The sequence below is a fragment of the Arthrobacter sp. V1I9 genome (assembly GCF_030817075.1).
Lineage (GTDB): Bacteria > Actinomycetota > Actinomycetes > Actinomycetales > Micrococcaceae > Arthrobacter.
In genome coordinates this window covers 1253976-1268208 of the sequence record NZ_JAUSYU010000001.1, presented here as the reverse complement: position 1 = coordinate 1268208, position 14233 = coordinate 1253976, and the positions used below count along the sequence as shown (strand labels likewise).

At 66.2% G+C, this 14233-nt stretch carries 13 protein-coding genes; 6 read left to right on the top strand and 7 right to left on the bottom strand.

Going from position 1 to position 14233, the window contains the following annotated elements:
• Positions 1-31 precede the first annotated feature (31 nt).
• The 5 genes from hpf to mtrA all read right to left on the bottom strand — a co-directional run bounded on the left by hpf (position 32) and on the right by mtrA (position 6209).
• On the bottom strand, positions 32-757 hold the full coding sequence (gene hpf / locus QFZ70_RS05990; RefSeq protein WP_104042347.1) for a ribosome hibernation-promoting factor, HPF/YfiA family: 726 nt from the start codon (positions 755-757) through the stop codon (positions 32-34).
• 144 nt (positions 758-901) lie between these two features.
• Positions 902-1822, bottom strand: a complete 921-nt coding sequence (locus QFZ70_RS05985) for a ComF family protein (protein ID WP_307094519.1) — start codon at positions 1820-1822, stop codon at positions 902-904.
• Between the two features lie 109 nt (positions 1823-1931).
• Positions 1932-3650, bottom strand: coding sequence for an LpqB family beta-propeller domain-containing protein (locus QFZ70_RS05980; RefSeq protein WP_307094518.1), 1719 nt, complete (start codon positions 3648-3650; stop codon positions 1932-1934).
• Positions 3647-5398, bottom strand: a complete 1752-nt coding sequence (gene mtrB, locus QFZ70_RS05975; RefSeq protein WP_307097810.1) for an MtrAB system histidine kinase MtrB — start codon at positions 5396-5398, stop codon at positions 3647-3649. Before mtrB ends, QFZ70_RS05980 begins: the two co-directional genes overlap by 4 nt.
• A 136-nt stretch (positions 5399-5534) precedes the next feature.
• On the bottom strand, positions 5535-6209 hold the full coding sequence (gene mtrA, locus QFZ70_RS05970; RefSeq protein WP_307094517.1) for an MtrAB system response regulator MtrA: 675 nt from the start codon (positions 6207-6209) through the stop codon (positions 5535-5537).
• Between the two features lie 182 nt (positions 6210-6391).
• Between mtrA and QFZ70_RS05965 the strand changes: the two genes are divergently transcribed.
• The 6 genes from QFZ70_RS05965 to QFZ70_RS05940 are packed head-to-tail and all read left to right on the top strand — an operon-like array spanning position 6392 to position 12688.
• Entirely contained in the window at positions 6392-7804 is a 1413-nt protein-coding gene (locus QFZ70_RS05965; protein WP_307094516.1) for a hypothetical protein, read from the top strand.
• A complete protein-coding gene (locus QFZ70_RS05960) occupies positions 7794-8459 on the top strand; it encodes a DUF4129 domain-containing protein (protein ID WP_307094515.1) in 666 nt (221 codons plus the stop codon). Before QFZ70_RS05965 ends, QFZ70_RS05960 begins: the two co-directional genes overlap by 11 nt.
• Positions 8456-9655 carry a DUF4350 domain-containing protein gene (locus QFZ70_RS05955; RefSeq protein ID WP_307094514.1) on the top strand — a complete coding sequence of 400 codons (1200 nt, stop codon included), beginning with the start codon at positions 8456-8458 and terminating at the stop codon, positions 9653-9655. Before QFZ70_RS05960 ends, QFZ70_RS05955 begins: the two co-directional genes overlap by 4 nt.
• The gene (locus QFZ70_RS05950; RefSeq protein WP_307094513.1) at positions 9652-10644 is read left to right on the top strand and encodes a MoxR family ATPase; all 993 of its coding nucleotides are present in this window, start codon (positions 9652-9654) and stop codon (positions 10642-10644) included. Before QFZ70_RS05955 ends, QFZ70_RS05950 begins: the two co-directional genes overlap by 4 nt.
• Entirely contained in the window at positions 10644-11936 is a 1293-nt protein-coding gene (locus QFZ70_RS05945) for a DUF58 domain-containing protein (RefSeq protein ID WP_307094512.1), read from the top strand. Before QFZ70_RS05950 ends, QFZ70_RS05945 begins: the two co-directional genes overlap by 1 nt.
• Positions 11937-11974: 38 nt before the next feature.
• On the top strand, positions 11975-12688 hold the full coding sequence (locus tag QFZ70_RS05940; protein ID WP_307094511.1) for a DUF4166 domain-containing protein: 714 nt from the start codon (positions 11975-11977) through the stop codon (positions 12686-12688).
• Positions 12689-12721: 33 nt separating this feature from the next.
• Here QFZ70_RS05940 and QFZ70_RS05935 read toward each other — a convergent pair whose 3' ends face one another.
• Both QFZ70_RS05935 and QFZ70_RS05930 read right to left on the bottom strand, forming a co-directional pair.
• Positions 12722-13795 carry a hypothetical protein gene (locus tag QFZ70_RS05935; protein WP_307094510.1) on the bottom strand — a complete coding sequence of 358 codons (1074 nt, stop codon included), beginning with the start codon at positions 13793-13795 and terminating at the stop codon, positions 12722-12724.
• Positions 13792-14199, bottom strand: coding sequence for a chorismate mutase (locus tag QFZ70_RS05930; protein ID WP_307094509.1), 408 nt, complete (start codon positions 14197-14199; stop codon positions 13792-13794). Before QFZ70_RS05930 ends, QFZ70_RS05935 begins: the two co-directional genes overlap by 4 nt.
• Between the last annotated feature and the right edge of the window lie 34 nt (positions 14200-14233).

Here is a 14233-nt window from a genome sequence, read left to right as displayed (position 1 = left end):
TCAGTCCTCTCTGTGGATGGAGTTCACCACCCTAAGCGTTTGCTGCTGCGTCATCCGAACGGTACGCAATAATTTTTTCTTCGACCACGGTGTCACCCGGTTCGCATTCATGGTCAAGGGTGATGACCCCATAGGTCCAGCCGCGGCGCCGGTAAACGACGGACGGCGTATTCGTAGCCTTATCCACGAACAGGTAGAAGTCGTGGCCGACAAGTTCCATGTTGTCCACGGCGTCGTCGAGGGAAAGTGAAGCCGCCGGGAAGACCTTTCGCCGGATCAGGACCGGGGAATCGCCGGCCGGGATGTCATTGTCCACATCGTAGGGGGACGTCTCTGCGGGGGCCTCCGCGGTTTCATTCCGGTGGCTCGCCTCGACATAGAGGGGTTCGTGGGTACTGGCAGGCTCCAGCGTGGCGGTTGCTTCCCGGACAGCTTTTGGCGTGTGCCTGCCGTGATGGACCTTCTTGCGGTCCTTGGCCCGGCGGAGCCGCTCAAGCAGCTTGTTGTACGCAAGGTCGAATGCAGCGAATTTGTCAGCGGCGCTTGCTTCGGCACGGATTACCGGTCCCCTGCCCAGTACTGTCACCTCGACTGTCAACTGATCGCCGGTCTGCCGCGAGCTGGTCTCCTTGGAAACTTTCGCATCAACCCGCTGGACTTTGTCTCCCAGCGACTCGATCTTCGAGATCTTCTCCCCGGCATATTCGCGGAACCGGTCTGAAACTGTCAGATTTCGTCCGCTGATCATAAACTCCATGGTGCCCTCCAAATGACTTCGGTGACACGACAGCAGCGCTTCCCTGGGCCGATCTGTTTGACAGTCAAGCCCCTCTCCGAGCCGCCATCGAAAGGTACATTCTGTTCTTGGTACCCACCACCGACGTTAGTTCATAGCCACATGTTATTCATCCTTTCTTGGTTTATTTTTTTCTAAGTCATGCTCCATTCCCCGGGGTTCAGCGGATGCGGCGCCGGTACCCGAAGAGTCGGGCGGGCGTGTCGCTGCCAGGACCACGGCACCGGTCACGACGGCTCCAGCGAGGTGCAGTGCGCGGGCTGCTTCCGAAAGTGTCGCGCCGGTGGTGAGGACGTCGTCGACGATGATGCAGCGTTGTCCGGCCACCTTGTTTCGTCCGCGCCTGCGGACCCGCATGGAGCCCCGCACGCGCTTGGCGCGGCCGCCACGGTCCAAGCCCTTTTGGCCTCCGGGCAGCTGCAGCCCGCCTGAGCCGGTCTTCTCCAGCACGTCCTCCACAGCGGGACCCGGCAGCTGACGTGTCACTTCACGCAAAAGCAGGTGGACCGGGCTGAATCCGCGCTTCAGGAAGGCCGCGTTGCTGCTCGGCACCGGAACCAGGCAGTTCGCCTCCGTCCCCGGTAGTGCCGAACGGAGACCGCCGGCGAGTGCCCGGCCCAGGCTGCTCCTGAGCTGATACTGGCCGTGCCGCTTGAAGGACAGAAGGGCCTGGGCGAGCTCCTCCCGGTAGACGCCGGCAGCCACCACGGGCAGCAGCATGGCCCCGCCGACGTCCATCAGGGCAGGTGCTCCGCTTTCGGCCCGGAAGGGGTCGCGCGTCAGGCGGCGGATGTGGCGGTCGCACTGGATGCAGAGGGCCCGGTCTTCGGCTCCGCAGCATACGCAGTCCACCGGAACAGCCAGCGCAAGGAGGTCTGCCGCGGCTCCGGCTGCCTGGTCCGCCAGGCGCAGGAGGACGCTCTGGTACTCGGAGCGGTGCGTGCCGGACCGTTCCGCCGCTGGTAGAAGGTCCGGGTCCAGCCGTATCCTTCTCTCCGATCCGGCTACATCGAATCTTTTCCTCATCCGGATAAGCTTCCGCCTGGAGTTCCTCAGAGGGCAGGCCGTTCCCCGCTATGTGGACAACTTTTGTCTGGGCAACGGACAGGTGCGCCAGGCGCACCGGTTTACGGCGTCAGCCGGGGAACGATAGGTCGATGGGACCCTTGATCTGCGGGGACCAGCCGTTGCCAAGCCGTTGGAAGACGCCCTCCGCAGACTGCGCGTAGATTTCCTCGGCGCCGTTGCCGGCGCTGAGTGACGCCAGGCCGGGCCACGGCGCCAGCTGTTGGGGCTGGCCTGAAGTGAGGGAGAGCAGCTCAGGCGTAACATTTGACGCCGCGGCCCCCTTCATCACGGCAACGGTCGTGTCGCTGACCCACACGCCCTGGTCGGGTTCGCTGTCGGTGACCAGGGTGACGGGCGGAGTTAGCTCCCGGGGTGTTCCGTCCCCGGCCCTGATAATGCCGGTGACCTGCACGCGGGTCTTCCCGTTTTGTTCAGAGATCACCAGCGCACGCACTCCTTCGCGTGAAATCCGGAATTCCTTGACTGTTTTCCCCGCCAGCCAGGCAGGCGCAAGGGTTACTGACGGTATGTTGGCTCCCTCGGGCACGTCGGTGGGCCGGAAGGCAACCACCTCAGTTCGCCCCTGAGCTCCCGGGCCCGCCGACCACACCCAGTCATCCAGGCTGAAGGAGGGCCGGGTCAGGGTACTCCGTGTGGTGAGTGCCCGTGCCGGCTGGCCTGGATTGATGCTGTAAAGGGTGGTGCGGCTGTTGTTAAGGAAGGCCGCGGTCTGCGATACCTGGGATTCTGCGGGGAACCGCGGTTTAAGCGACGACACCGGCTGCATATCCGGCAGCGGTGACACCCTGTTGTTCTCGTAGCGCACCAGCTCGTTGCCACTGACCGCAATCTGGCGCGGGGGCACGCTCTTGTCCAGCACCGGCGGCAGGACCGAACCATTGTCCTCCACCCGGACCAGGTCCTGGTTGGCGCGCAGCTCAACGTTGACCACGTCCGGCTGGCTGCGGAAAGTCAGCGTCAGCTGCATCTGCATCCGCAGGCGGTCTTCGGGAGAGGTTTCGGTAAGTTCCTTGGCCGTCAGGTCCACCTGTGCCGCCCCCGAGACGACCGGCACCGACTCACGGGCCAGCTTTATCCCCGAAGGAAAGGCACTCACCACAGCACCACGCAGGTACGGGGCAGGCCCGGCCAGCAGCGCACTGGTCATCGCCTTGACGGTCTTGTTCTTGATGAACCAGCGGACATCCGGTACCGCGTACGTGAAGCTCGGATCGTAGAAGTAGATGGGGTAAGCGCCGTAAATCACCTTAAACGTCTCTTCGGCAATGGCTGTGCCGTCCGGAAGGGCGGAGATGCGCCATTCCCCGTCCACCTGCGTGACCGTCACCGAGATCTTCTCGACGGTCCCTTCGGGTGACTGGGTGGCGATGCCGTCGGCATCAACCGTATAGGCGACGTCGAGCTCGTAGTTATAGACATTCTCGACCTCTGCCGCCACCACGCGCGCTTCGCGGTAAACAAGGGCGCGCTGGTCTGGCTTCCAGGATACGGACGACGCCTGGGTCAGGTACTGGCGGGCGACAGCGTAGTCGTCCTCATAACCGCTGCCGGCCCTGTAGAAGTAGTCGATGATGGTTTCCGGCGAAGCGCCGGCCTGCGGTGCCGCCGGCAGGAACACGGGTGCGCTCAGGTTGCCTGCGCTTCCCTCGCTGCTTTTGCCCACCGGCCCGGACGTGGGTATGCGGGCACAACCTGCCAGCAGGACCATCAGCAGGACCAGCAGTAAAGTCAGGGGTCTTGCCCTACGCGGGGCATGGCCCGTCATGTAGTCTCCTTCGACGTCGACGCCGGAGCCAGCGGCGCTCCGCCGGCTTCCAGCACCAGCATGTTCCGGTTGTCCATTTCGCCGGGGATGGTGATGTCCCCCGGTTCGAGCTGGACCGGCGACTTATCGATCTCCTCGCCCTGGCGGAGGGGCAGGGTCAGCCGGAAGTTCGCGCCGCTGCCCTTCTTCCCCCACGCCTGCAGCCAGCCGTTGTGGAGCTTGGTGTCCTCCATCGCGATGGACAAGCCAAGGCCGCTGCCTCCGGTGGTGCGGGCGCGGGCAGGGTCTGCGCGCCAGAACCTGTCAAAGACGCGGGCGGCTTCCGCCGGTGCCATGCCGATGCCATAGTCCCGGACGGCTATCCCGACGGCGGTCTGGCTCGCTGCCACGGTAACCCTCACCGGTTTCCCTTCGCCGTGTTCGACAGCATTGAGGATGAGGTTCCGCAGGATCCGGTCGATCCTGCGGGCATCCATTTCCGCGATGACTGCGCCGGCGGGGGCACTGAGAATGATTTCGGAACCGTATTCAGCTGCGACAGGCGCAGCGCCTTCAATGACGTGGGCCACCACCTGCAGGATGTCCTCGGGCTCGGCGTCAAGCATGGCCACGCCGGCGTCGAAGCGGGAAATCTCCAGCAGGTCCGAGAGCAGGGACTGGAACCGCTCCACTTGGTTGTACAGGAGTTCCGCGGAGCGTTTGTTGATGGGATCGAAATCTTCCCGGGCGTCGTAGAGCACTTCCGCGGCCATCCGGACGGTGGTCAGAGGGGTCCGCAGTTCATGGGACACATCGGACACAAAGCGCTGCTGCATCTGGGACAGCGTGGCCAGCTGCGTGATCTGCTCCTGGAGGCTGGCAGCCATGTGGTTGAAGGATGCGCCCAGGCGGGCCACCTCGTCTTCACCGCGGACCACCATCCGCTCCTGCAACTGTCCGGCCGCCAGCTTTTCCGACACCATCGCGGCGTGGCTGACGGGACTGACGACGTTGCGGGTGACGTACCAGGCGATGGCACCGATCATCAGGACCAGCACGGCGCCGCCGGCCCACAGCACCCTCTGGATCTCGTCGAGGGTTTGCTGCGCGGTGTTGAGATCGTAAATCAGGTACAGCTCATACACGGTGCCGTTGAAGGTCACCTTGTTGCCCACCGCAATGCCCGGACGGTCCTCAGTTCCAACCGGGATAACGGTGGATGCCCAGTATTGGTCCTTCCCGGACTCCTGCACGGATTTGCGCAGTTCCGGCGGGATGACGCTGACCGTCAGCTGGTCCGAAGCCCGCGACTCCACCCACCGGTTGCGCGGCTTGGTCTGTTCGGGCATGGCTTCGAAGACATACCTCCGCTGGATCACCGAACCGCGGCCCTCGACGGCGTTGAGCGTGTCGTACACCAAGGTGATGACGCTGGACTGATCGGTGACCTGGGCGCCGTCGAACGTGTCCTGGACCTGCTTGACGTTGTACCGGGTCTCCGACTCGGCCTGGGTCAGCCGCTCCTGGAAGAGGTTGTTGGCGATCTGGTTGGACAGGTACGCGCCCACTACTGCAAACGAAGTGACGGCCAGGAGCAGCGTGGTGAGAACGGTGCGGAACTGCAGCGAGCGGCGCCACCGCTGGTGCAAGGCCTGCCCTATGTAGCGCAGCGCCGGAAGGAACCGCCGGAACCCTGTTCGGACCAGGCGGGCCACGCGGAGGGTGACTATCAGGGCGCGGCGTTGCCAGATCCGGGCGCGGAAGGACAGCCTCTGGAGGCGGGCTGTTACGGCGTCGGTGTGCTCCGGGGACTTGCCGGGCTCAGGCCGGTCAGGCCCGCCGTGGGGTTCCGGAGAACTTCCCGCAGCGGGCGCGTTGGCAGTTCCCCTCTGAGGAACCGCGGGGTCAGGCCCCTGCTTTGTAGCCGACACCACGCACCGTTAATACAACTTCCGGCGCTTCCGGATCCTGCTCGATTTTGGACCGGAGGCGCTGGACATGGACATTGACCAGCCGAGTGTCGGCGGCGTGCCGGTAACCCCAGACCTGCTCGAGCAGCAGTTCACGGGTGAATACCTGCCATGGTTTGCGGGCAAGGGCCACCAGGAGGTCGAACTCCAGGGGCGTGAGGGAGATCCGCTCGCTGCCCCGGCTCACGGTGTGCCCGGCGACGTCGATGGTGATGTCGGCGATGCGCAGGGTTTCCGGTGCTTTCTGATCGCCGGGCCGAAGCCGCGCGCGGACGCGGGCCACGAGTTCGGCCGGTTTGAACGGCTTGGGCACGTAGTCGTCGGCACCGGATTCCAGGCCGCGGACGACGTCGGACGTGTCCGCCTTGGCAGTGAGCATCACGATGGGCACGTCCGACTCCCCGCGGATCTGCCGGCAGACCTCGATGCCGTCCACGCCGGGAAGCATAAGGTCCAACAGCACAAGGTCCGGCCGGGATGAGCGGAAAACGTCAAGCGCCTTGGCGCCGTCGGCGCAGAAGACCGGCTCGAAGCCGTCATTGCGAAGAACAATCCCGATCATTTCGGCCAGCGCTTCGTCATCGTCTACCACCAGAATGCGTGCCTTCATAGTTATATATTCCCTTATCAGGCAGGCTTTGTCCTGTTCAGGGCGTTGCGGCATGGCGTAACGCTAGGTGGCCTGCTTGCCGAACTATAGGCTGGGACCATGCCGGGCATCCCCCGGTGCCCACCGTGCGCTGCGGCCCGGGCGCCGGCAGCCGAGGCACTGGACAGGGGGAAGGAACACGGGTGTCACAACAGGATCCTGGCGCGCAACAGCCTGAGGGCGGGGACCGGCCGGCAGAGGACGGCGGCGACCGCAGCAAGAACCCGGGCATCGGCGGCGGCCCGGACGCCCAAGGCCGTGCGCACGACGACGGCGGGCCGGGCTTTGGCCCGGACTTTCAGCCCGCGCCCCCCAACGGCCAGCCCGGGTGGGGTGCGCCGCCCGCATGGGGCGTGGGGCCTGGAGCGGGCAACCAGCCAGGGTGGGGCGTGCCGCCGGCATCCCAGCCAGGGCCGCAGCAGTGGGGCGGACCTCAGCCCCCTTACCAGGGCTCACCCTACGGCCAGCCCTCATACGGCCAGCCGCCTTACAACCAGCCCCGCTACGTGGCCCCGCCCAAACCGGGGATCGTTCCGCTGCGCCCCCTGACGTTCGGTGAGATCCTGGACGGTTCCTTCCAGACAATCCGGCGGAACGCAAGAGCCATGCTGGGTGCCGCCGTCCTCGCCCAATCGCTTGCAGCAATCCTCGCAGCAGTCATCACTGCCGTGACCGCCACTTCGGTGGGCTCCTTTGAAGCATGGGTGGAAACCGCCAGTCCAGCCGACCTTGCCTCGCTCGGCATGGGGTTCCTGGCTGCCATCCTGGTGGTGGTTGTCCTGGCGCTCTTTATCTCGGCCGTGCTCCAGGGCGCGATGGTGGTGCCGGTGGCACGGTCCATCCTTAATCGCCCCACAGGGTTCAGGCAGATGTGGCGCCTGGCCCGTTCGCGTGCCTGGGCGCTGGCCCGCCTCGCAGCGCTGATAATGGCGGCGGGCTTACTCGCGTTCCTGGTGCTGGCCGGGATCGCCGTGGCGCTGATCGCCGGCATGGAGGGCAGCGGAGCCCTCCTGCTCATTCCCCTGGTGCCGGCTTTTATCGCCCTGTTCGTGTGGATCTATACCAAGCTGATCGTGGCCCCTGCCGCCGTCGTCATCGAGGAACTGGGCGCACTTGACGGCCTGCGCCGTTCCTGGTCACTAACCCGGGCCAACTGGTGGCGGATTTTCGGGATCACCCTGGTAGTGAGCATCATGGTGGGCGTCATCGGGCAGGTGGTCATGATCCCGGTGAGCCTGCTGCCCACCTTCCTTGGCGGAACCATCTCCCCGCACGGCGGCACCGAACAGGAGATCGGCCTTGCGGTTGCGGTAGGGGTTGCCACTGCCGTCCTGGGCGCCCTGGTCGGCGCCGTAGGCTACGCCTTCCAAACCTCTGTGATGGCGTTGATCTACATGGATCTTCGGATGCGGAAGGACGGACTGGACATCGCCCTGCTCCGGCTGCTGGAAACGGGCGCAGACCCTGAAGGCATTCCGGGACGTGGGATGACTGCCGCCGGGCCTGGTCCATATTCCGGGAACGGCCCCGGCGGAGCATGGCCGAATGGCCGCTGAACCTCCGGTGCTCCCGGGGGCCGGGGAAGCCCGGCGCTGGGCAGCCGAGGAACTGGCTAAATCCGAATACCGGGATGCCGAGCCAGGCTGGCTTGAATCGCTGTGGCGTAGTTTCCTGGACTGGCTGCTGTCCCTGGACGGGCCATCCGGCGAAGCGGGCCCGGTACCGAGCCCTGTCATCGGCATCGTCATCGCCGTGGTCATCGCCATCGCCGTGATCCTGGCCCGGCCCCGCCTGAACCCGAAGGCCCGGCAGAACAAGGAAGTCTTCGAACCGGACACTGAACTGACAGCTTCTGACTACCGGCAGCGCGCGGAAGCTTCGGCTGCGGCAGGCAAGTGGGCGGACGCCGTCGTCAACCGTTTCCGCGCGCTGGTCCGGTCTGCGGAAGACCGTACCGTCCTGGATCCACAGCCGGGCAGGACCGCGGACGAAGTGGTCCTCGCCCTGTCCATCCCGTTCCCGGCCGAGGCGGCGCGCCTCGACCAGGCCGCCAGGACCTTCGACGCCGTCCGCTACGGAAACTGGATGGCAGGGAGCTTTGACTACCAGGCCATAGCGGCCCTCGACCAGGACCTGGAGGCAAGCAGGCCTGCCAAAAGCTCCGGGCCACAGGATGACTCCCTCGGGCAGGATCCGGTGGTGCTGCCATGACCGGAACGGCTTCCGAAATCACCGACAAGGAAAGCCACAGCCCGGAAACCAAGGTTCCCGGCAGGAATCCGCTCCGGTGGCTCCACCGGCACCGGGCGCTCGCGGCCATGGCCGTTGTGGTGGCCGCGGCGCTGGGACTGGTTGTCTGGGGACAGCTGGCTCCCAAGGGAGACGGTGTTTCCCTGTCCGTCCACAATCCCGGACCCAACGGGGCACAGGCAGTCAGCCAAATTCTGGGCCGTCACGGGGTGAGCGTCCGCGACTCCAACACGTACAAAGACGCCACGACGGCCTTGGCAAACAGTGACTCCCCCACCCTTCTGCTGCACGACCCGAACGGGTTCCTGGACGACTCCCGGCTGAGGGAGTTGTCCAGTGCGGCGGGCCGGGTGGTGGTTGTATCGCCCCGGCTGCAGACCCTTGCCGCACTGGACAGCGGGATCAGCCAGGCAGGTGTAGTGCCAGAGGCATCGCCGGTGCTGGAGCCCGGCTGTTCGCTTCCGGATGCGCAAGCAGCCGGCGCCGTCTCCGGCGAGTCAGGCTTCGTGTACGACGGCGGGACGTCCTGCTACCGGCCGACGGCGTCCACCGCCGGGCTGCTTGCCGTCGGCGGGGACGGGCACGTTTCGGTCCTGGGCAGCACCGCCATCCTCAGCAACGCACGGCTCGACGAACTGGGCAACGCCGCCCTCGCGATCAGGATGCTGGGCAACTCGCCGGACCTGGTCTGGTACCTGCCGTCCGTGGCAGACCTGGATACTTCCGGCTCCTCGCAAACGCTCGATGAACTTGCACCGGACTGGGCTCGTTTCCTTGGCCTGTGGCTCGCTCTGGTGGCCCTGGCCGCGATCCTGTGGCGGGGCCGGCGCCACGGGCCGCTGGTTTTCGAACCACTGCCCGTGGTGGTGAAGGCCGTGGAGACGGCCGAGGGAAGGGCACGGCTTTACCACGACTCGCACGCCATCGACCAGGCACGGGACAACTTACGGGCCGGAACACTGGTGAGGCTTGCAAGGAAGCTGCGGCTGGGGCCGGCGGCCACCGCGGACGGCACGGCCGAAGCTGCGGCCCGATTCCTGGACCGGCCGCCCCACGACATCAAACAACTCCTCAACGAACGTCCACGCAATGAGGCACGGCTTGTGGCCTGGTCGCAGGAACTGGACACCCTAGAGAAAGAGGTCAACAGCCGATGAGCGAACAAGGCAGCGGCCCCCGGGTCCTTGACAACACCCATGATTCGGCCCGGCAGGCGCTGCTGGACGTGCGCCATGAGGTGGCAAAGGCTGTGGTGGGGCAGGATGCCACCGTCACCGGCTTGCTGATTGCCCTGCTCTCCCAAGGGCATGTGCTGCTGGAAGGCGTACCGGGTGTGGCCAAGACCCTGTTGGTGCGGGCGTTGTCCGCAGCCCTGAGCCTTGACACCAAACGCGTGCAGTTCACCCCGGACCTGATGCCGGGTGACGTCACCGGGTCCCTCGTGTATGACTCACACAGTTCCGAATTCTCGTTCCGGGAAGGGCCGGTCTTCACCAACCTGATGCTGGCAGACGAAATCAACCGGACCCCGCCCAAGACCCAGGCGTCGCTGCTCGAAGCAATGGAGGAGCGGCAGGTCTCCGTGGACGGGGTTTCCCGCCCGCTGCCCTCACCATTCCTCGTTGCCGCCACCCAGAACCCGGTGGAGTACGAAGGCACCTATCCCCTCCCCGAAGCCCAGTTGGACCGGTTCCTGCTCAAGCTCACCATGCCGCTGCCGGAGCGCCGCGATGAGATCGAGGTCATCAGGCGGCACGCCGCCGGCTTCGATCCCCGTGACCTTGCAGCCGCCGGCGTCCGGGCAGTGGCAGGTGCCGCCGACCTGGAGCGGGCACGGCAGGCGGTGGCGACCGTTGCTGTGGAGTCCGAGATCATTGGCTACATAGTGGACCTGGTGCGGGCCACCCGCTCGGCGCCGTCGTTCCAGTTAGGCGTCTCACCCCGCGGTGCGACGGCGCTGCTGAACACGTCCCGGTCCTGGGCATGGTTGTCGGGACGGGGTTTCGTCACCCCGGACGACGTCAAGGCGCTGGCCTTGCCCTGCCTTCGGCACCGGGTGGCACTGCAGCCTGAAGCCCAGATGGACGGGGTCCGCGTGGACGACGTTCTGGCCAGCATCCTCGCGTCCGTACCCGTACCGCGCTGATGGCCATTTCCGGGCGGTTTGTGCTTTTGGTGCTACTGGGCCTCTTCCCGGTCCTGCTGCTGCCCGGGTGGGGAACCGTCCTTGTGGTGGCCGGCTGTCTGTTGGCCCTGGCAGCCGTGGACCTGGTCCTGGCCGGCTCGCTCCGCCAGGTCCAGGTTGTGCGCCGGGAACCCGGGAACGTGACGCTTCATGGGACGGCCGAGTCCGTGCTTGCTGTCCGCAATGGCGGACGGCGCCGGTTGCGCGGGACGTTGAGGGACGCCTGGCAGCCTTCCGCCGGGGCACAAAAAGCCCTTCAGGACATCAACGTGCCGACCGGCGAAGGCCGGCGGACCACCGTGCGGCTGAAGCCCGTCCGCCGCGGCGACCTCAAGGCCCCGCACGTCACCGTCCGTTCCTTCGGCCCGATGCTGCTGGCCGCCCGCCAGCGGACTATCGACTGCCCCGGGTTACTGCGGGTCCTGCCCCCTTTTCATTCCCGGCGGCACCTGCCGTCAAAACTGCGCAAGCTGCGCGAACTCGACGGCAAGGCCGCCGTCCAGATCAGGGGCGCCGGCACTGAATTCGATTCCCTGCGGGATTACGTCCGGGGTGACGACGTCCGGTCCATCGACTGGCGGGCAACGGCACGCCGGTCCGCGGTAGTGGTGCGTACCTGGCGGCCGGAACGCGACCGGCGGGTCGTAATGGTTCTGGATACATCCAGGACGTCGGCCGCAAGGATCGACGACGAGCCCCGCCTGGACACCGGCATGGAAGCAGCCCTCCTGCTGGGAGTCCTCGCGGAAAGGGGCGGCGACCGTGTGGACTTTCTGGCCTTTGACCGCCGGACCCGGGCCAGGGCCGGATCTGCCGGCCAGGGTAACCTCCTCGGCCGGCTGGTCCAGGCGATGGCCCCGCTGGAGGCGGAACTCATCGAACTGGACTGGTCAGCGATCCCGGGGCAGGTCCGCGCCGTATCCGTGCACCGGTCGCTGGTGGTGCTGTTGACCTCTTTGGAGGGCGGTGCGCCGGAGGAAGGCCTTATCCCCACCGCGGTGCAGCTGGCCCGTCAGCACGTCGTGGTGGTCGCAGCAGTCCGTGACCCCCAGCTCGGGCTGATACTGCGGGAGCGCGACAGCGCTGCGGGTGTGTTCCGCGCCGCCGCCGCCGAACGCGCCCTTCTGCAGCGCGCGGCGGTGACTGCCGAGCTCCGGCACCACGGCGTGGAAGTGGTAGACGCCGAGCCGCAGGAACTGCCGCCCCAACTGGCTGACATGTACATCAGGCTCAAGGCTGCAGGTAGATTGTGAAGTCACAATCTACCTGCAGGTGCCCCCAGGAGGTCTCCATGAATGTACCGATCTATCAGCAGGCCCTGGGATCGGACTTCCACCGGCTGCAGCCCGAACTGCAGGAGTACTTTGCCTTGGCGCCGGGCAGCGGAAAGTATGGCGTGGGCGAGGGAACGTTCGACGTCGTGGGTTGCCGGCAGGACTGGCTGCGTCCCCTGTTGCGGCTGACCGGAGGGGAGGAAGCGTTCTTTCCCGAGTACGGCGAGAACATTCCGTTCCGTATCGAAAACCATGCCCACCAGGATCCCTTCGGCCGCTCCAGCTTGACGGCCCGGCGTGAAATCCGCTTCCCGGAGCGGACCCGGATCTTTCAGGACACCACCAGCGTGACCCGCGGGAACGGGGCACCCCAGCTGGTGGACTACGTAGGCCGGTACCGGCGGCTCGTGACAGATCTGAACCTGACAGTGACACCGGAGGGACGGCTCCGCGGCGTTTCAGAAGCTTCCCGGCTTTTCCTTGGCCCCCTCCGCATTCCGCTTCCCGCCGCCCTGGATGCCAAAGCCTACGCGGAACAGTGGTGGGACCCGGCCGACGGCAGCAACGGCCGGCACCACATCCAGGTCAAGGTGATCCAGCCCCAGATCGGCCTCGTGCTGGTCTACGCCGGCAGCTTCGACTACAGGCTGCGCCCCTACACGGGCGGAAGCGCCGCACAGAGCTTCCTGCCGCGGTACGCGCAGCCGGACCGCTGGGAAAACCGGGTCTGAGCCGCTGCCTGCGGTGGCGGTTCGTGCTCGGCGCTAGCCCTGCGCGAGCTGGTTCAGCCCATCGGCGAGCTGGGTAATGCGTCCAAGGACGGCCGTAGCCTGGGCCGGACTACTGCCGGCGAGCCCGGCAGAGGGTGTGACGCGCAGGGTGCTGAGGGCCGTTGCCGGCAGGCCCAGCTGCCGCCAGGGGCGCCACAGCGCCTCAACGCAGTCAGCCACTCTGGGCAGGGAGTTTCCTGCCACGTCCAGTGCGCCAAGCCACAGACGCTTTTCCGATTCCACGGCTCCTGCCAACTGCTCCCATTGCCGGGCGGTCAGTGCCTTCAGCGGAACGGCAATGCCATCGGCTCCGGCCGCGAGGATCTGCTCGAAGGGCGCCTCAATTTCAGGAACAGCTATAACGATTTCAGCGGCGCCCGCGGCCCGCAAAGCGTCCAGTACCACCCGCCAGGACTCCCGCGCTTCGGAGGCCGCCACGGAACGCAGGGTGCGGTAGCCGCTGGAGGTGGGAATGGTGCCGGCCAGGACAGCCGCGATATCAGGCTCGTCCACCTGTACCACCAGCCGGACGCCGGGAACAGCTGCGGACACCCGCGAAAGATAAGGCCCGACGCCGGCAGCAAGTGAGGCAGCCAGATCCCGCCGCGCGCCGTAGTCAAGCAGGGCGCGCTCGCCGTTGTGCAGGTGGAGGCCGGCCGCAAGGGTCAGCGGCCCCACCAGCTGGACCTTCACCTCGGCAGCCGGCTTCTCCTCCGCACCGGCTACGTCGGCGAGGATGTTGATGTCAGTGGCAAGGGCCGAGGCAGCGCGGCGGAAGTCCTTGCCGGGACGGTCCACGAGCCGCCAACCGTAGGGCTGGACGTCCACAGCCAACTCTTCGAGCAGGCAAGCGGTACGCCCCACGGCATCTGAACCGACGCCCCGGTCCGGCAGCTCGGCGAGGAATGGCAGGTGGGGGCTGCCCAGCTCGCCCCGGATGATCTTGGCCGCCTCCACCGGATCCTCGCCCGGCCAGGGCCCAAGCCCGGTGGCCGTTACCTCCCGCGGAAGCGCTTCCTTCCCGCTCGTGGCTTCGGAACCGGCTTCATGCCGTTCTCCAGTCCTCACGCGAGTGCTGATGCCTGCGGGTGCTGTCCCGAGGCGGCCTCGTGGTCCTGGGCGATCGCCTCGTGATGCCGGATGACCTCGCCGATGATGAAATTGAGGAACTTCTCCGCGAACGCCGGATCCAGGTGGGCGTCTTCGGCCAGCCTGCGGAGCCGGGCGATCTGGGCCGCCTCACGCCCCGGGTCACCGGCCGGCAGCCGGTGGGCTGCCTTGAGGAACCCCACTTTCTGGGTGGCCTTGAAGCGCTCGGCCAGGAGATAGACCAAGGTGGCATCGATGTTGTCGATGCTGGAGCGGATGGACAGCAGTTCAGCCATCACCGAGTTATCCACCTGGCCGGCCAACGAACTGGCGGAGGGGTCGAAGTCATCGGAGTCAGGAGTGTGAAGGTTGTGCTGCGTCATGGTTCAAGTCTATGGGAGGGCAACTGAATCGACC